The sequence below is a fragment of the Thermomonas flagellata genome, from assembly GCF_022419185.1.
Taxonomy (GTDB): domain Bacteria; phylum Pseudomonadota; class Gammaproteobacteria; order Xanthomonadales; family Xanthomonadaceae; genus Thermomonas; species Thermomonas flagellata.
Genome location: NZ_JAJOZK010000003.1, coordinates 58,731 through 75,224 on the forward strand (window position 1 = coordinate 58,731; position 16,494 = coordinate 75,224).

Below are 16,494 nucleotides of genomic sequence, written 5' to 3' on the forward strand. Positions count from 1 at the left end.
CTCCTCCTTGCGATCAGGCTTGCGATCAGGGCGGGAGCGGGCGTCCCGCCAGGCGTCGGCGCAGGTCGTCGAGGATGGCGGCGGTCGCCCCCCAGATCCGCTGCGGGGCATAACGATACTGCAGCACGTGGCGCGTGCGCCCGGCGAAGTCGAGCGCGATCTGCTCCACGTTGGCCGGGTCCAGCAGCCAGCGCAGATCCAGGGCAAAGACCTCGGCCACCTCGTCCGGGTCCGGCTGCGGCACGAAACCGGAATCGACCAGCGCCACCACCGGCTGCACCCTAAAGCCGGTCAGGGTCAACAGCGGGTCGAGGTAGCCGAGCGGCTCGGCCAGGGACGGCGGCAGGCGGATCTCCTCCTGCGCCTCGCGCAGGGCGGTCGCCACCGGATCGCGGTCGTCCGGTTCGGCCGCGCCGCCGGGGAAGCTGACCTGCCCGGCATGGTGGCGCAGGCCGTCCACCCGCCGGGTCAGCCACACCTGCGCACCGGCGGCCTGCGGTGCGATCGCAACCAGCACCGCCGCCGGGCGCGGTGGCCCGGGCGGCAGCAGGTCGCGCACCTCGTCCAGATTCGCCGGCGGGCCGGCCGGCACCACCGCCAGCGGCAGCAGGGCCGTGCGCAGCGCCTGCGCCAGCGCGTCCGCATTCATCCGGCCGCCTCGCGGCGGGCGGCGCGCTGCGGTAGCACCTCGTCCATCATCCGCAGGCGGGCATCGTCGTTCATCAGCGCCCAGCGCGCGATCTCGTCGCCGCTGCGGTGGCAGCCGAGGCAGTAGCCCTCGTCGTCGAGCCGGCATACCCCCACGCAGGGCGTGAGCACCGGGCGGAATCCATGGTTCATGCGATCACTGCAAACGCGATGCGCCGGCAGCGCCGGCGCATCGTGGGAGGACGGCGTGGCCTTACTTGACCGCGCCCAGTTCGACCTGCAGCGCGATCGCCTGCTGGTTCAGCTGCTCGTTCTGCGCGCCCACGCCCTTGCCCGGCGGGATCACGACTTCCCAGACCGCGCCCTGCTGCATCAGCGGGATGGTTTCCTTCAACGCCGGGATCGGCGCATCGGCCACCTTGAACGGCGGCGGGGTCTGGACGCCGCTGAGCGGCACCCCGACCGCGCCCAGGAAGCTGCGGAACGCGATCTGCACCTCGCTGTTGGCGGTCGCCTTCGGGCCGGTGCCGGCCTTGGCCACGCGGTACATGATCCCGCTCGGCAGGGTCACCACGCCCTGCTGGGCCTTGTACTTGGCCACGAAGTCGGCCGACTGCGCCTGGTTGTCGGCCAGCGCCTTGCGGAACGCCGCCTCCATCTTCTGCTGCACGCGCTGCTGGAAGGCGGTGTAGGCCGCCCCGAGCTGCTGCTCGGTGTAGGCCGGCTGCTTCTTGGCATAGGCGTCCTGCACCCCGCGCACGACCGCGGCGATGTCCACCGGCTCCTCGGTATTGGCCAGTTCCTGCCCCAGCTGCCAGCCGAACGCATAGCCGGCATGCGCCTTGTCATAGGTCGGGGCGGCCGCAGCGGGCGCGGCCGGGGCGGCCTGCTTCGGGGCCGGCGCCGCGGCCGGCTTGGTCTGCGCCGACGCGATCCCGGCGGTGAGGGTCAGGGCCGCCGCGGCGACCGCAAGCACGCGAAACTTCATCCACTACCTCGCTTTGCTCAAAATGAGGGGCGGCTGCGCCGCCCTGGACCGCCAGGGCCTGCGCCCCGATGGCATCGATGGATCGCCTGCCGGCCTGCCGGCATGACGCGCTAGGATAGTCGCCGAGGGGCTTAATCGCCACTGAGGCCATGCTGGGACAGGCCCCGCGGCGGAAAGTTCCCGCCCACCTGCCGACTGCCGACCCCATGACCGACCTGCTGCAGACCGAGGACGCCGGCGGCGTCCGCCTGATCCGCATCCACCGCCCGGACAAGCTCAACGCCCTCAACGCCGCCGTGATCGACGCCCTCGACGCGGCCTTCGCCGCCGCCGCGGCGGACCCCGCGGTGCGGGTGGTGGTGCTGACCGGCAGCGGCCCCAAGGCCTTCGTGGCCGGCGCCGACATCGCCGAGATGCACGCGCTGACGCCGGTGCAGGGCCGCGACTTCTCGCTGCGCGGCAGCCGCATGATGCGCCGGATCGAGACCCTGCCCAAGCCTGTCATCGCGATGGTCAACGGCTTCGCCCTCGGCGGCGGGCTGGAATTGGCGATGAGCTGCCACCTGCGGATCGCCGCGGATACCGCCAAGCTCGGCCAGCCCGAGATCAACCTCGGCCTGATCCCCGGCTTCGGCGGTAGCCAGCGCCTGCTGCGCCTGTGCGGACGCGCCGCCACCCTCGAGCTGTGCCTGACCGGCGCGCCGATCGCGGCCGAGCGCGCGCTGCAGCTGGGGATCGTGAACAGGGTGGTGCCCGCGGCCGAACTGGAAGCGGAGACGATGAAGGTGGCCCGGCAGCTGGCCGCGGCCGCGCCGCTGGCGCTGCGCGGGCTGCTGGACTGCGTCAACGTCGGCGGCGAATGCGCGCTGGAGGAAGGGCTGGAATACGAGTCCGCGCAGTTCGGGCTGCTGTTCTCCACCCGCGACATGCGCGAAGGCACGTCCGCGTTTCTGGAGAAGCGCAAGCCGGTCTTCGACGGCACCTGAGCACGGCGATGGCGATGGCCTGCCGCGATTGCGGATGCCGCGCGCCGGAGGGTGCGCCGGCGCATGCGATCCTCGCCGCGCTGGCGGTGGACGACCTCGACGCCGCGCTGCGCCTGGGCTTGCTCGAAGCGGCCCCGTGCGCCGGCTGCGCGCCCGCCTGCCGGGAGCGACTGCAGGCGGCGCGCGACGCACGCCTGCGCGCGCTTGCCGCACGCGCACGCCACCGCGCCCGAGTGGCCCGGCTGGCGCGCCTGCAGGCCGAGCGCGAGGCTGTCCGACGCGCGCCGGCGAGCCCCGGCGCGCTGCCGCCCGCCGCGGCCGCGGCCCTCGCCCGCGCGCTGGAGAAGGCGCGCCAGCGCCGGCCATGAACCGTCCGTCCACCCGCCGACGCCCGGCCCCCGGCAGCCGCCTCACCCGCGACGAGATCCAGGCGCTGTTCGCCCGCCTGCGCGCGGCCAACCCGCATCCCACCACCGAGCTGGAGTACACCACCCCGTTCGAGCTGCTGGTGGCGGTGGTGCTGTCGGCGCAGGCCACCGACGTCGGCGTCAACAAGGCCACCCGCCGCCTGTTCCCGGTCGCCAATACCCCGCAGGCGCTGCTGGCGCTGGGCGAGGAAAAGCTCAAGGGCTACATCAACACGATCGGCCTGTACAACGCCAAGGCGGCCAACCTCATCGCCCTGTGCAGGCAACTGCTGGAACGCCATGGCGGCGAGGTGCCGCGCACCCGCGAGGCGCTCGAGGCCCTCCCCGGCGTCGGCCGCAAGACCGCCAACGTGGTGCTCAACACTGCGTTCGGCGAGCCCACCATCGCGGTGGACACCCACATCTTCCGGGTCGCCAACCGCACCGGGCTCGCCCCGGGCAAGGACGTGCGCACGGTCGAGGACAAACTGGTGAGGCTGGTGCCGGCGGAATTCGCGCGCGACGCCCACCACTGGCTGATCCTGCACGGCCGCTACGTCTGCAAGGCGCGCAAGCCGGACTGCCTGCACTGCCCGATCCACGACCTCTGCCGCTGGCCGCACAAGGCCGCACCCGCCGGCCCGATCCCGCTGCCGCCCGCCTGAGCGCGGCCTCAGCGGCCGGCGATCCGCAGCCGCACCTGCGGATCCAGCGCGAGCACGGTGTCGCTGCCGTAGGCGCGCGCATTCGGCCCGGTCCACTGGCAGTCCTCGCGCGCCTGGCTGGCCTGGAAGCAGACCGGCAGCAGCACCTCCCCGGCGACCGCGCGCCCGGCCACCCGCTCCGGCAAAAAGCGCCACTGCTGCGCCGCGGCGAGCGCGGCCCGCGCCATCGCGCGGGTGACATCGCCCTGCACCTGGTCCACCGCCACGTCCGCGACCCGGCCCTCGGCATCGGTCTGCAGGCGCAGCACCACCACCCCGCGCTTGCCCTGGCGGCGCACGTCCGCCGGCAGCTCGGGCAGGGTCAGGTGCGCCGGCGCCGGGCCGGCGGTCGCCTGCAGGATCTGCGGGGGCGCGCCCGCCGCGCCGGGCCGCGCCAGCACCCGCACGTAGGACTCGCTGGCGACCGGGCGGCCGTCCTCGCGCGCCGGTTCGAACAGCCAGTGGCGCAGTTCCTGCGCGATGCGGTCCGTCTCCGCGCGGTCCTGCCCGGACAGGGGCTGGAGCGCGCGCAGGCCGCCGCCGGCATCGAGTTCCACCCGATAGGTATGCACCTGCGCGGCGGCCGGCTGCGTGGCCTGCGCCCATCCCGACAGCAGGCCGCACGCCGCCGCCAGCACTGCGATCCGTACCGTCTTGCCGTTCACGCCCCACCTCCGCGCCTAGCACACCAGGATGACGGGACGATGACACGGCATCCGCCGGTGACATGGGTGACAGGCGTATGACAAACGGGCCTCGGGCCGACCAGCGGTCGGTTTTGGTAGACCAACGGCAAAACCCTGGCAGCCGGCGCGGGAAACCGCGGCATCCCTCAGAAGCCGCGGCAGCCCTCAGTGGTGCACGCCCTCGCGCAGCCACTTGGTCACGATCCACTTCTCGCCGGCGCGCACCGGGCAGCCGGCGTGCAGGGTGCGGGTCATCGGATGCGGGCGGTCGTAGCTGAAGAACACCGCGTTGCCCTTGACCGCGGCGGCCTCGAAGTGGGCATCGGGGAAGGCGGTGGCGCCGCCGCGCTCGGGGGTGTTGAGGTACATCACCACAGTCGCGACGCGCTGCCCGCCGCGGCGCAGCAGCACCTCGCTGCCGGGCATGGCCGGATCGAAGTAGTCGTGGTGCGGGCGGTACTGCGCGCCCACCCCGTAGCGCAGCACCTGCAGGCCTTCACCGTGGTCGAGCGGCCAATCTAGCAGGCGCGCGATGCGCGCCTCGATCCGCGCGCACAGGGCATTCTCGCCGCGCGCGAAGCCCATGCCCTCGCTGGTGCGGTCCGGGTGGACCATGTCGCCACCGGTCTCCGGCTCGACCGTGGTCGAGCGCGCCAGGCGCGGCCGTGCCAGCGCGATCAAGGCATCGCACTCGGCGTCCGACAGCAGCCCGCCGAGCACCACCACCCGTGGCAGCTGCAGGCTGGCCAGCACCCGGACCTGGCGGTCGCCGGCATCGAGCACGCTGGCGCCGTTGGGCTCGGCCAGCACCGGCACCTTCAGCGGCGGCGGCAGGCCGCGCGCCTGCGATTCGCGCGCCACGTGCGCCTCGACCGCGGCGGTGACCGCAGCGACCGCAGCTTCCTCCTCCCAGCCCTCCGCGCGCAGGCGTTCGATCACCTCACCCGGGTCGGCGCCCGCCATGGCGCGCGCCACTACCCAGCGTTCCAACTCGGGCGACAGCGGCGGGATCACGGGCGCGGACATGAGGGCTCCCTGCAGGCGAAAGCGACGATGTGACAGCCAGACGAATTTCCGCAATACGCATGACACCGCGATGAAACATCGCCGTTAAAGACTCATTCATGGCTGGCGTGCACGCCCGCCGCGCCCACTCGCGCACGCCCGCGCCCCTCCCGCATCGCCACCGTCTTCGACCGGAGATCGAGCCCCATGTCTGTCAGCAAGCACACCAAGACCCTCTTGATGGCCTTCGGCGCCGCCCTCGCGCTGGCAGGCTGCGGCAACGGCGCCGACAAGGTCGTCTCGCCCGGCGAGGGCGCGTTCCCGCCGGCGCCGCCGACCACCCCGCCGCCGACCACGCCCCCGCCGACCACTCCGCCGCCGACCGGCGGCCCGGCGGCCGACTGCCCGACGGGCCTGGCCAACGTCGGCACCGTCGCCAACGGCACCCTGCGCGCCTGCCAGCTGCCGAACCTGATCACCGGCAACCTGGTGCTGCGCAAGCTGGCCGGCACCATCTACGTGATCAACGGCCAGGTCAACGTCGGCGAGGATCTCGGCGGCGACGCCACCAAGCCGATCGCCGGCCGCCAGGCGGGCATCCTGACCATCGAGCCGGGCGTCAAGCTGTTCGGCTCGGCCGGCGCCGACTCGCTGGTGATCAACCGCGGCTCGCAGATCTACGCCGAGGGCAGCAGCACTGACCCGATCATCTTCACCTCGCGCGCCAGCGTCGAGGGCCAGACCAACATCGACTCGATGGGCCAGTGGGGTGGCCTGGTGATCCTCGGCCGCGCCCCGATCAGCGCCTGCCCCGGCTCGACCGTGTCCGGCACCCCGGAATGCCAGGCCGCGATCGAGGGCATCAGCAACGTGTTCTACGGCGGCAACGCGCCGGGCGACAACAGCGGCCGCCTGCGCTACGTGCGGGTCATGTACTCCGGCTTCCAGGTCTCGCCGGACAACGAGCTCAACGGCATCAGCTTCGGCGGCGTCGGCAGCGCAACCACGGTCGACCACATCCAGGTCCACAACAGCTCCGACGACGGCATCGAGATCTTCGGCGGCAGCGTCAACCTGCGCTACGTGGTGCTGACCGGCAACGACGACGACAGCCTCGACACCGACACCGGCTGGTCCGGCGCGGCGCAGTTCGGCATCGTGATCCAGCGCGCGGGCGGCGGCGACCGCGGCTTCGAGTGGAGCGCGATCCGGCGCACCCCGTACTCGACCCCGAAGGTGTCCAACTTCACCCTCGTGCTGCGCGAGAACGGCGGCGCCGGCATCATGCTGAACCAGGGCACCCAGGCCACCATCATCAACAGCGTGGTCTCGCGCCCGACCGGCAGCAAGGAACTGCTGGCGATCCAGGACACCGACACCAAGGGCACCTTCCAGTCGGTCTACTTCTCCGGCGCCAAGGCTTTCCTCGACACCCGCGCCGAGACCGACTTCAAGGCCGGCACCAACAACAGCGTGGGCGCCTCGACCCTGACCAACACCTTCGTCAACGGCGCCAACGAGAACGCAGTGCCGGCGTTCAGCGGCACCACCGGCGTCTCGCCGTTCTTCCAGAGCGTCAGCTACATCGGCGCGGTGCGCAACAGCAGCGACACCTGGTGGCAGGGCTGGACCTGCGGCCTGACCGCCGACACCGCCTGCCGCTGATCCGGATCGCAACGGGCCGGCCGCGCGCCGGCGCGCCGGCCCGTCGCACTGCCGTGCCGCGCCACGTCCGCTGCCCCTCCGCGCGCCCTCCGACGACCAAGGCTGCCCCCATGAAGCACACCCTTACCCGCACCGGGCTGTTCCTGGCCATCGCCGCCCTGCTCGCCCCGTCCGCCGCGCTCGCGCAGGACGCCGCGCAGGACGCGCAGAAGGCCGGCCAGGACGCGCCGAAGACCCTCGACTCGGTGGTGGTGCGCGCCGACTATATCCCCGAACCGCTGCTGCAGAGCCCCGAGGTGATCGCGGTGGTGAGCCAGGCCGACCTCACCCGCACCGGCGACAGCGACGCGGCGCAGGCCCTGACCCGGGTCAGCGGCCTGAGCCTGGTCGGCGACAAGTTCGTGTACGTGCGCGGCCTCGGCGAGCGCTATTCCTCGGCGCTGTTCAACGGCTCGCAGCTGCCGAGCCCGGAGCCGCTGCAGCGGGTGGTGCCGCTGGACCTGTTCCCGAGCGAGGTGCTGGCCGGGATCACCGTGCAGAAGACCTACTCGGTGCGCTATCCGGGCGAGTTCGGCGGCGGCGTGATCGACCTGCAGGGCCTGACCGTGCCGAAGGAGGACTTCCTCAAGCTCAGCGCCGGCACCGGCGGCAACAGCGCGACCACCTTCCACAAGGGCCTGACCTACTATGGCGGCGACTGGGACTTCTGGGGCTACGACGACGGCAGCCGCAAGATGTCGCCGGAGCTGAAGGCCGCGATCGCCACCGGCCACCGGATCGTGCGCGGCGCCAACTTCACCCAGGCCGAGATCCGCACCATCGGGCGCAGCATCAACAACCCCAACCTGTACCTGCTGCAGCAGAAGGACAGCATCGACCCGGACGTGGAGTTCGGCGGCAGCGGCGGGTTCTCGCGCGAGATCGCCGACGGGGTGCGCATGGGCGGGATCGCGGTCGCCAACTTCAGCAACCAGTGGCGCACCCGCTACGGCATCCAGCGCGATGCGTTCTTCACCAACGACACCGTCGAGTACAACTACGACTACGACTTCGCCGCGACCAAGAACACCGCGCGGGTGAACGCGATGCTCGGCTTCGGCGTGGAGAGCGCACGCCACCGGGTCGGGCTGACCGCGCTGTACGTGCACGACACGGTCAAGACCGCGCGCAGCAGCTGGGGCTACAACGACCTGGCCGGCTTCGTGAAGCGCGAGGACGTGACCGACTGGGTCGAGCGCCAGCTGACCAACGTGCAGCTCAACGGCCAGCACAGCTTCGGCCAGTACAAGGACGTCGAGGTGAGCTGGCGCGCGGCGGTGGCCAAGGCCCGCCGCGACGCCCCGTACGAGACCGGCATCGCCTACGAGAACATCGACGGCTACTGGTCGCACGACGCCTCGCGGGTGCAGAACTACATCCGCTTCAGCAAGGTCGACGACCAGACCCGCAGCGCCGGCGTGGACGTGGTCTGGCACCTGCCGACCGAGCGCAGCCTGACCGTGAGCGGCGGCCTGGACTATTCCGACAACCAGCGCAATGCCTGGACCCGCCAGTTCCGCTTCCTCGCGCTGGACGGTGCGCTGCCGTTCTACAACCGCTACCAGCGCATCGACTACCTGCTGAGCGACTACAACCTCAGCCAGAACCTGCTGTCCCTGGTGGAGGACACCGGTGCCTCCGGTGCGGCCGCGTACGACGGCGAGCTGAAGGTCGCCGCCGGCTACCTGCAGCTGGAGGGCACCATCGCCGACAACCTGCGCGGCAGCCTCGGGGTACGCTACGAGGACGGCAAGCAGCGGGTGCGCCCGTACGACATCTTCACCGGCGCGGTCACCGACGCGCCCGCGCCGCTTCGGAACAAGTACCTGCTGCCGGCGCTGACCGTGACCTGGAACCTGGCCGACAACCAGCAGCTGCGCTTCGGCGCGTCCAAGACCATCGCCCGCCCGCAGTTCCGCGAGCTCTCGCCGATCCAGTACACCGACCCGGACAACGACCGCCTGTACTACGGCAACCCGAACCTGGTGGACAGCAAGCTGCGCAACTTCGACCTGCGCTGGGAGCGCTACTTCGAGGCCGGCGAATACCTCACCGCCGGCGTGTTCTACAAGCACCTGGACCGCCCGATCGAGGCGACCGTGAACGAATCCGGCGCAGTGGTGTTCCAGAGCTTCTTCAACGCCCCGCGCGCGCGCATCCACGGCCTCGAGCTGGACGCCAAGAAGTACTTCCCGCTGCCGGCCGGGCTGGCCTGGCTGGACGGCAGCCGGCTGTATGCGGCGGCCAACTACACCTGGTCGAAGTCGCGGGTGTCCGCGCGCGAGGGCGACACTGTGCAGCCGTTCGGCTACGCCGAACCGGTGCCGGCGCTGCTGTTCGTGCGCGACGGCAGCCGCCTGCAGGGGCAGTCCGACCATATCGCCAACCTGCAGCTGGGGATCGAGGACACCGACGGCGACCTGCAGGCGACCCTGATCGCCAACTACGTCAGCCCGCGCATCCTCGCCCGCGGCCGCCCCGGCCAACCGGACTACATGGAAAAGCCCGGCACCAACCTCGACTTCGTCCTGCGCAAGGGCATCCGCCTGGGCGGGCAGAAGCTCACCGCCGCGTTCGCCGCGCGCAACCTGCTCGGCACCAAGCACCGCGAATACCAGCAGGGCAACGGGCAGACGGTGGACATCTACCGCTACACCCGCGGCACCAGCTACAGCGCTAGCCTGTCGCTGGAGTTCTGAGCCGGCCGGCCCGCCGCCCTGCCCCGGGCAGGCGGCGGCTCCCGGCGGCGGGGAGCAGGGCCGCGGTCGCGCAGACCGCGGCCCTGCCGACTCAGAAGCGGAATTCCCCCCACACCCCGAGTTCGCGGCCCTGCTGGTCGAGGTCGCCGTGGGTGCCGCGCTGGTCGAGGTGCTTGAGCACGGTGGCGAGCCGGATCCCGGGCGCCAGCGGCCATTCCACGCCGAGGTTGTAGTAGGTCTGGCGCAGCGCCGGATCCTGCAGCCGGCTGAGGTCGGCGCGGTCGTAGCGCGCGAACAGGGCCATCCCGTGCGCGCCGATGCCGACGCTGCCCCACAGCGAATAGCCGCTGGCCTCGTCGCGCCGCGGCAGCACCACGTCGTTCCAGTTGCGCGCGAGGAAGTATTCGGCCCCCAGCCGGTTCGGGCCGTCGGCATAGGCCAGCAGCGCGGTCCAACGGGTCGCGGTGTGCAGCGCCGGGCGCTGCTGCGCGTCCAGCCCGAGCGTGCCGGAATAGCCGCCGAGCGCGAGCACGGTGTGCGCACTCGGCGCATAGGCCAGCCGCGTCTCCACGTCCAGGCGCTTGGAGCGAGTCGGGTTGCGGAAGCCGCCGCCGCCCACCAGCGCCGCCGCGTAGTCGAGGCCCGCCGCGTCCCAGCGCCCGCTGGCGTGCAGGCCCCAGTCGGCCGAGGTGCCGAAGCGCAAGCGGTCGACCAGGCTCGGCTCGATCCAGCGGTAGCCGTTCCAGGTCTCCGCGAACGGCACCCAGGGCATGTCGGCGGAGCCCGCGCGCACGGTCAGGCCGGGCCCGAACCGGCCTTCCACATAGGCCTTCTTGACGAACACCTGGGTCGAGCCGATCGCCGAGGAATACTGGAAGTCGGTGGTGAGGTTGAGCGCCCAGGTCGCGTCGATCCGGTGGTCGACCCCGAGGTAGAACCGGCGCACGTCGAACCCGATCCCGCTGCGGTTGGTCTTCACGCCAGCGAGGCGCTCGTCGACCTGGCTCAGGTTGTAGTACATGCGCCCGCTCAGGCGGGTCGCGGGGGGCGCCACCGTCGCCGTGGGCGCCGGGACCGGCGCTGCGGCGGCCACCTGCGCGGCCGGTGCCGGGACGGGTGCCGGTGCGGCGGCCGGCGTCGCGCTGCGCGCGCGCTCCAGCGCCTCGATCCGCGCCGCCAGTTGAGCCAATTGACGGCGCAGTTCGGCGATCTCCGCATCGCGCGGGTCCTGCCCCGGCGCCGCCTGCGCCGCCTCCTGCGCCGCGACCGGCGCGGCCAGTCCCATGCCACTACCGAGGGCTGCCGCCAGTACCGCCACCCTGCCCATGCACCGCATCCGAAGGCCTCCCGTCGCTGTGTCGGCGGCCAGTCCAGCCGCGCCCGGCGGCCGCCCCATGACCGAAATTTGGCAAGCGTGTTCCGGTTTCGTGTCAATCGCGTGACAGCCCCCGGCGCACCCCGCCGCGCGCCGACGAACGGCGCTCCATCAGGCCGCCCTCGTTCGCCGCCCCTGCACCCAACGCCGGGCGGGTGTCACCCGGCCCGCGCGCGGGCGTCATCGGCTTGTCACAAAAACATCATTTCATGGCGGGATTCCCCATCCGCGATCCGCCCATGAACGCCATGCTGCCCCGCTCCGCCGCCCTCGCCCTGTGCCTGGCCCTGGGCCTGGCCGCCTGCAAGCAACAGCCCGCCGCCCCCGGCGCGAGCGCCGATGCCGCCGCGCCGGCCGCGGGCGCGGCCAAGACCATGGCCGAGATCACCGGCGCCGGCTCGACCTTCGTGTATCCGCTGATCTCCAAGTGGTCGGACGACTACAACAAGGCGTCCGGGCACAAGATCAACTACCAGTCGATCGGCTCCGGCGGCGGCATCGCCCAGATCAAGGCCGGCACGGTCGACTTCGGCGCCTCCGACAAGCCGCTGCCGCCGGAGGAACTGGCCAAGGACGGGCTGGCGCAGTTCCCGGTCACCATCGGCGGGGTGGTGCCGGTGGTGAACCTGGACGGCATCGAGGCCGGCAAGCTGCGCCTGACCGGCCCGCTCATCGCCGACATCTTCCTCGGCAAGATCACCCAGTGGAACGACCCGGCGATCGCCGCGCTCAACCCGGGGCTCAAGCTGCCGGCGCAGAAGATCAACGTGGTGCACCGCTCCGACGGCTCCGGCACCACCTTCAACTTCGTCAACTACCTGTCCAAGGTCAGCCCGGCGTGGAAGGCCGCGGTCGGCGAGGGCACCTCGGTGAAGTGGCCGACCGGCGTCGGCGGCAAGGGCAACGAGGGCGTGGCCGCCTACGTCAAGCAGATGAAGGGCTCGATCGGCTACGTCGAGCTGGCGTATGCCACCGAGAACAAGATGAGCTGGACGGCGATGCAGAATGCCGCCGGCAACTGGGTGCAGCCGACCATCGACACGTTCAAGGCCGCTGCCGCCAGCGCCGACTGGAGCACCGCCAAGGACTTCAGCCTGGTGATCACCAACGCGCCGGGCACGGACGCCTGGCCGCTGGCGGCGACCGTGTTCGTGCTGATGCACCGCCAGCCGAAGGATCCGGCGCGCAGCCGCGAGGCGCTGGACTTCTTCAAGTGGGCGCTGGAGAACGGCAAGCCGCAGGCGGACGCGCTGCACTACGTACCGCTGCCGGATGCGCTGGTCAAGCAGGTCGAGGCCTACTGGGCCGAGCAGATCAAGGCCTGAGCCGCGCCCGCGGCCGCCCGGCCGCGGGGGACGCCCCCGAGCGCATGACCCGCCCATGACCGCGACCCCTGCCACCGCCGCCGGCGACGCCCTGCGGCGGGAGATCCGCGACCAGCACGCCGACCGCCGCTTCCGCCGGTTGGTGACCGCCGCCGGCCTGTTCGTGCTGGTGTCGCTGCTGGCGGTCGCGCTGTCGATGCTGTGGGGCGGACGCGAGGCGTTCGCCCGCTTCGGCCTCGGCTTCCTGTGGGGCCAGGACTGGGACGCGGTGCAGGGCCAGTTCGGCGCGCTGGTGCCGATCTACGGCACCGTCGTCACCGCGGTGATCGCGATGCTGATCGCGGTGCCGGTCAGCTTCGGCATCGCCTTCTTCCTGACCGAGGTCGCGCCGAAGTGGCTGCGCGCCCCGGTCGGCGCCGCGATCGAGCTGCTGGCCGGCATCCCCTCGATCATCTACGGCATGTGGGGCCTGTTCGTGCTGGTGCCGCTGCTGGCCGAGCACGTGTACCCGTGGGTGGACGCGCACCTGGGCGCACTGCCGGGCATCGGCGCCCTGTTCCGCGGGCCGCCGCTCGGGCTGGGCATGGGCACCGCCGGCCTGGTGCTGGCGGTGATGGTGATCCCGTTCATCTCCTCGGTCATGCGCGAGGTGTTCCTGACCGTGCCGGCGCGCCTGAAGGAATCCGCCTACGCGCTGGGTTCGACCCGCTGGGAGGTGATCTGGGACATCGTGCTGCCCTACACCCGCTCGGCGGTGATCGGCGGCATCTTCCTCGGCCTCGGGCGCGCACTCGGCGAGACCATGGCGGTCACCTTCGTGCTCGGCAATGCGCACCGGCTGACCTTCTCGCTGCTGGAGCCGGGCAACTCGATCGCCGCCACCATCGCCAACGAGTTCACTGAGGCAGACACCGCGCTGTACCGCTCGGCGCTGATCGCGCTCGGGTTCGTGCTGTTCGTGGTCACCTTCGTGGTGCTGGCCGCGGCGCGCCTGATGCTGCGCCACCTCAACAAGCGCGAGGGCAACTGATGGACGCCCGCCTGCACGCCTGGCGCCAGGCCAAGAACCTGATCGCGCAGGGGCTGGCCGTGCTGGCCGCCCTGTTCGGCCTGTTCTGGCTGGTGTGGATCGTGTGGACCACGCTGAGCAAGGGCATCGGCGCGATGACCCCGGCCCTGTTCACCCAGATGACCCCGCCGCCGGGCGCGGAGGGCGGCGGACTGCTCAACGCCTTCTACGGCAGCCTGGTGATGAGCGTGCTGGGCGTGCTGCTGGGCGCGCCGATCGGGATCCTCGCCGGCACCTATCTCGCGGAATACGCGCGCGGCTGGCTCGGGGAGTCGGTGCGCTTCATCAACGACATCCTGCTGTCGGCGCCCTCGATCGTGCTCGGCCTGTTCGTCTATACCCTGGTGGTGGCGCAGATGGGCCACTTCTCGGCGCTGGCCGGCGCGATCGCGCTTGGCTTCATCGTGCTGCCGGTGGTGGTGCGCACCACCGACGAGATGCTGCGGCTGGTGCCGGCGCAGATGCGCGAGGCCGCGCTGTCGCTCGGCATCCCGCAGTGGAAGGTGGTGGTGCAGGTGCTGTATCGCAGCGCCCTGCCGGGCGTCATCACCGGCATCCTGCTGGCGCTGGCGCGCATCACCGGCGAGACCGCGCCGCTGCTGTTCACCGCGCTCAACAACCAGTACTGGTCGAGCGACCTGCTCGGGCCGATGGCGAACGTGCCGGTGGTGATCTTCCAGTTCGCGATGAGCCCGTTCGACGGCTGGCACGCGCTGGCCTGGGCCGGCGCGTTCGTGCTGACCCTGTTCGTGCTGCTGGTGAGCATCCTGGCGCGGGTGATCGTCGCCCGCAGCCGCATCCTCCACGACTGACCATGACCGACCTCGCCCGGGCGCCCGCCATGAACGACCTGTATACCCAACTCCCCGCCCACGCGCGCGCCGCCGCGCTGCCGCAGGCGGCCCCGGCCAAGCTCGCCGCGCGTGGGCTGAACTTCTGGTACGGCGCGACGCACGCGGTGCGCAACATCGACCTCGACATCGCCGAGCGCAAGGTGACCGCGCTGATCGGCCCGTCCGGCTGCGGCAAGTCCACCCTGCTGCGCATCTTCAACCGCATCTACGCGCTCTATCCCGGCCAGCGCGCGGCCGGCCGGGTGCTGCTGGACGGCGAGGACATCCTCGACCCCAAGTACCCGATCAACCGCCTGCGCAGCAAGGTCGGCATGGTGTTCCAGAAGCCGGTGCCGTTCCCGATGACGATCTACGAGAACGTCGCCTACGGCATCCGCCACCACGAGCGCCTCGGCAAGGCCGCGCTGGACGAGCGGGTGGAGCTGGCGCTGCGCCAGGCCGCGCTGTGGGACGAGGTCAAGGACAAGCTCAAGGAGAGCGGGCTCGGACTGTCCGGCGGCCAGCAGCAGCGGCTATGCATCGCGCGCGCGGTGGCGCTGCGCCCGGAGGTACTGCTGCTGGACGAGCCGACCTCGGCGCTCGACCCGATCTCCACCAGCCGCATCGAGCAGCTGGTGGAGGAGCTCAAGCACGAGTACACGATCATGATCGTGACCCACAACATGCAGCAGGCCGCGCGCGTCTCCGACTACACCGCCTTCATGTACCTGGGCGACCTGGTCGAGTTCGGGCCGACCGAGCAGCTGTTCTCCAACCCGAGCAAGCAGCAGACCGAGGACTACATCACCGGGAGGTTCGGCTGATGAACGAGCATGCCCACATCGTGCGCAGCTACGACGAGGAGCAGGCCGCGCTGCTGGCGGAGCTGGTGCGCATGGGCGAGATGGCGGTCGCCCAGCTGGAGGCCGCGCTCGATGTGGTCGAACGCCGCGACGACAAGGCCGCCGAGCGCATCATCGGCAACGACGAGGCGATCGACGCGCTCGAGCAGCAGGTCAACGCCGACGTGATCCGCCTGATCCGGCGCGGCCCGCTGGCAACCGACCTGCGCATCATCCTGGCTGCGCTGCGGGTCGCCTCCGACATCGAGCGGATCGGCGACTACGCCGCCAACATCGCCAAGCGCTCGATGGCGCTGAACCTGTCGCCGCCGCTGCCGCACACCCGCGGGCTGGACGCGCTCGGCCGCCTCGCCGCGCGCCAGGTGCGCGAGGTCATGGCCGCCTACGTCGCGCGCGACGGCCAGGCCGCGCTGCGCGTGCGCGAGCGCGACGCCGAGCTGGACACCCTCTACACCGGGCTGTTCCGCGAGCTTCTGACCTACATGATGGAGGACCCGCGCGCGATCACGCCCTGCACCCACCTGCTGTTCATGGCCAAGAACCTGGAGCGGATCGGCGACCATGCCACCAACATCGCCGAGAACGTCTGGTTCCTGGTCCACGGCGAGGAGCTAATGCCGCCGCGCGACAAGCGCGACGACAGCAGCACCACCGTGGTCTGAACCGCGGGCTGGCCGGCGCCCGCCGCCGGCGCTAGGATCGGGTTCGCATCCACGCATCCGGAGCCCGCCATGTCCCGCATCCCCCGTCCCCCGCTGGCCGCCGCGATCGGCGCCGTCCTCGCTACCGGCGCGCTTGCCGGCGGCAGCCTGTTCAGCATGGACGCGCTCGCCCACGGCTACATGCAGGACGCCGCCAAGCCCGGCAGCGGCAAGGCTAGCGAAGGCAAGTGCGGCGGCGAGGGCAAGTGCGGCGCCGGCAAGATGGCGGCCGCCAAGGCCAACCACGAAGGCGGCTGCGGCATGGCCAAGATGGACACCGACAAGGACGGCCGCGTCTCGCGCGCCGAGTTCACCGCCGCGCACCCCGATCGCGCGGCGATGTTCGCCAAGATCGACACCGATGGCGACGGCTTCATCAGCCAAGCCGAGATGGACGCCCACCACGCGGCCATGCAGAAGCCGGCCACCGGCGGCAAGGCCGGCGAAGGCAAGTGCGGGGAAGGCAAGTGCGGCGAGGGCAAGTGCGGCAGCATGTGAGCC

The 16,494-nt window shown here is 71.5% G+C and carries 15 protein-coding genes and 1 pseudogene; 11 read left to right on the top strand and 5 right to left on the bottom strand.

Going from position 1 to position 16,494, the window contains the following annotated elements; genetic code table 11:
* Nucleotides 1-25: 25 nt before the first annotated feature.
* Together ML340_RS03805 and ML340_RS03810 are read right to left on the bottom strand one after the other, a co-directional pair.
* Nucleotides 26-840: pseudogene (locus ML340_RS03805) on the bottom strand (NUDIX hydrolase).
* A gap of 61 nt (nt 841-901) precedes the next feature.
* The gene (locus ML340_RS03810; protein WP_240096820.1) at nt 902-1,624 is read right to left on the bottom strand and encodes an FKBP-type peptidyl-prolyl cis-trans isomerase N-terminal domain-containing protein; all 723 of its coding nucleotides are present in this window, start codon (nt 1,622-1,624) and stop codon (nt 902-904) included.
* 218 nt (nt 1,625-1,842) lie between these two features.
* Between ML340_RS03810 and ML340_RS03815 the strand changes: the two genes are divergently transcribed.
* From ML340_RS03815 to nth, 3 genes are read left to right on the top strand one after another with little or no spacing between them, the layout of a single operon-like run.
* Nucleotides 1,843-2,622, top strand: a complete 780-nt coding sequence (locus ML340_RS03815; RefSeq protein ID WP_240096822.1) for an enoyl-CoA hydratase/isomerase family protein — start codon at nt 1,843-1,845, stop codon at nt 2,620-2,622.
* 14 nt (nt 2,623-2,636) lie between these two features.
* A complete protein-coding gene (locus tag ML340_RS03820; protein WP_240096824.1) occupies nt 2,637-2,990 on the top strand; it encodes a hypothetical protein in 354 nt (117 codons plus the stop codon).
* On the top strand, nt 2,987-3,694 hold the full coding sequence (gene nth, locus ML340_RS03825; protein WP_240096826.1) for an endonuclease III: 708 nt from the start codon (nt 2,987-2,989) through the stop codon (nt 3,692-3,694). Before ML340_RS03820 ends, nth begins: the two co-directional genes overlap by 4 nt.
* A gap of 8 nt (nt 3,695-3,702) precedes the next feature.
* On the opposite strand, the gene ML340_RS11970 is transcribed toward nth, so the two are convergent.
* Both ML340_RS11970 and ML340_RS03835 read right to left on the bottom strand, forming a co-directional pair.
* The gene (locus tag ML340_RS11970) at nt 3,703-4,398 is read right to left on the bottom strand and encodes a TonB family protein (RefSeq protein ID WP_338064407.1); all 696 of its coding nucleotides are present in this window, start codon (nt 4,396-4,398) and stop codon (nt 3,703-3,705) included.
* 186 nt (nt 4,399-4,584) lie between these two features.
* Entirely contained in the window at nt 4,585-5,445 is an 861-nt protein-coding gene (locus ML340_RS03835) for a 2OG-Fe(II) oxygenase (RefSeq protein ID WP_240096828.1), read from the bottom strand.
* A 186-nt stretch (nt 5,446-5,631) separates the two neighbouring features.
* Between ML340_RS03835 and ML340_RS03840 the strand changes: the two genes are divergently transcribed.
* Together ML340_RS03840 and ML340_RS03845 are read left to right on the top strand one after the other, a co-directional pair.
* Nucleotides 5,632-7,089 (top strand): hypothetical protein, encoded by a 1,458-nt coding sequence (locus tag ML340_RS03840; protein ID WP_240096830.1) that lies wholly within the window; start codon nt 5,632-5,634, stop codon nt 7,087-7,089.
* A 110-nt stretch (nt 7,090-7,199) separates the two neighbouring features.
* On the top strand, nt 7,200-9,827 hold the full coding sequence (locus tag ML340_RS03845; protein ID WP_240096832.1) for a TonB-dependent receptor domain-containing protein: 2,628 nt from the start codon (nt 7,200-7,202) through the stop codon (nt 9,825-9,827).
* 91 nt (nt 9,828-9,918) lie between these two features.
* On the opposite strand, the gene ML340_RS03850 is transcribed toward ML340_RS03845, so the two are convergent.
* The gene (locus ML340_RS03850) at nt 9,919-11,154 is read right to left on the bottom strand and encodes a porin (RefSeq protein ID WP_240096834.1); all 1,236 of its coding nucleotides are present in this window, start codon (nt 11,152-11,154) and stop codon (nt 9,919-9,921) included.
* A 287-nt stretch (nt 11,155-11,441) separates the two neighbouring features.
* Between ML340_RS03850 and pstS the strand changes: the two genes are divergently transcribed.
* From pstS to ML340_RS03880, 6 genes are all read left to right on the top strand, one after another.
* Entirely contained in the window at nt 11,442-12,527 is a 1,086-nt protein-coding gene (gene pstS, locus ML340_RS03855; RefSeq protein ID WP_240096835.1) for a phosphate ABC transporter substrate-binding protein PstS, read from the top strand.
* A 55-nt stretch (nt 12,528-12,582) separates the two neighbouring features.
* On the top strand, nt 12,583-13,557 hold the full coding sequence (gene pstC / locus ML340_RS03860) for a phosphate ABC transporter permease subunit PstC (protein ID WP_240096837.1): 975 nt from the start codon (nt 12,583-12,585) through the stop codon (nt 13,555-13,557).
* Nucleotides 13,557-14,408, top strand: coding sequence for a phosphate ABC transporter permease PstA (gene pstA, locus ML340_RS03865; RefSeq protein ID WP_240096839.1), 852 nt, complete (start codon nt 13,557-13,559; stop codon nt 14,406-14,408). Before pstC ends, pstA begins: the two co-directional genes overlap by 1 nt.
* A gap of 29 nt (nt 14,409-14,437) precedes the next feature.
* On the top strand, nt 14,438-15,253 hold the full coding sequence (pstB, locus tag ML340_RS03870) for a phosphate ABC transporter ATP-binding protein PstB (protein WP_240097206.1): 816 nt from the start codon (nt 14,438-14,440) through the stop codon (nt 15,251-15,253).
* Nucleotides 15,253-15,954, top strand: coding sequence for a phosphate signaling complex protein PhoU (gene phoU, locus ML340_RS03875; protein ID WP_240096841.1), 702 nt, complete (start codon nt 15,253-15,255; stop codon nt 15,952-15,954). Before pstB ends, phoU begins: the two co-directional genes overlap by 1 nt.
* Before the next feature lie 69 nt (nt 15,955-16,023).
* Nucleotides 16,024-16,491, top strand: coding sequence for an EF-hand domain-containing protein (locus ML340_RS03880; protein WP_240096843.1), 468 nt, complete (start codon nt 16,024-16,026; stop codon nt 16,489-16,491).
* The last annotated feature ends 3 nt before the right edge of the window (nt 16,492-16,494 follow it).

Coding starts and splice junctions, on each gene's coding strand:
- ML340_RS03835 (WP_240096828.1), bottom strand. CDS start 5,445: ATGTCCGCGCCCGTGATCCCGCCGCTGTCGCCCGAGTTGGAACGCTGG.
- pstC (WP_240096837.1), top strand. CDS start 12,583: ATGACCGCGACCCCTGCCACCGCCGCCGGCGACGCCCTGCGGCGGGAG.
- ML340_RS03840 (WP_240096830.1), top strand. CDS start 5,632: ATGTCTGTCAGCAAGCACACCAAGACCCTCTTGATGGCCTTCGGCGCC.
- ML340_RS03820 (WP_240096824.1), top strand. CDS start 2,637: ATGGCCTGCCGCGATTGCGGATGCCGCGCGCCGGAGGGTGCGCCGGCG.
- nth (WP_240096826.1), top strand. CDS start 2,987: ATGAACCGTCCGTCCACCCGCCGACGCCCGGCCCCCGGCAGCCGCCTC.
- pstS (WP_240096835.1), top strand. CDS start 11,442: ATGAACGCCATGCTGCCCCGCTCCGCCGCCCTCGCCCTGTGCCTGGCC.
- pstA (WP_240096839.1), top strand. CDS start 13,557: ATGGACGCCCGCCTGCACGCCTGGCGCCAGGCCAAGAACCTGATCGCG.
- ML340_RS03845 (WP_240096832.1), top strand. CDS start 7,200: ATGAAGCACACCCTTACCCGCACCGGGCTGTTCCTGGCCATCGCCGCC.
- pstB (WP_240097206.1), top strand. CDS start 14,438: ATGAACGACCTGTATACCCAACTCCCCGCCCACGCGCGCGCCGCCGCG.
- ML340_RS03850 (WP_240096834.1), bottom strand. CDS start 11,154: ATGGGCAGGGTGGCGGTACTGGCGGCAGCCCTCGGTAGTGGCATGGGA.
- ML340_RS03880 (WP_240096843.1), top strand. CDS start 16,024: ATGTCCCGCATCCCCCGTCCCCCGCTGGCCGCCGCGATCGGCGCCGTC.
- phoU (WP_240096841.1), top strand. CDS start 15,253: ATGAACGAGCATGCCCACATCGTGCGCAGCTACGACGAGGAGCAGGCC.
- ML340_RS03815 (WP_240096822.1), top strand. CDS start 1,843: ATGACCGACCTGCTGCAGACCGAGGACGCCGGCGGCGTCCGCCTGATC.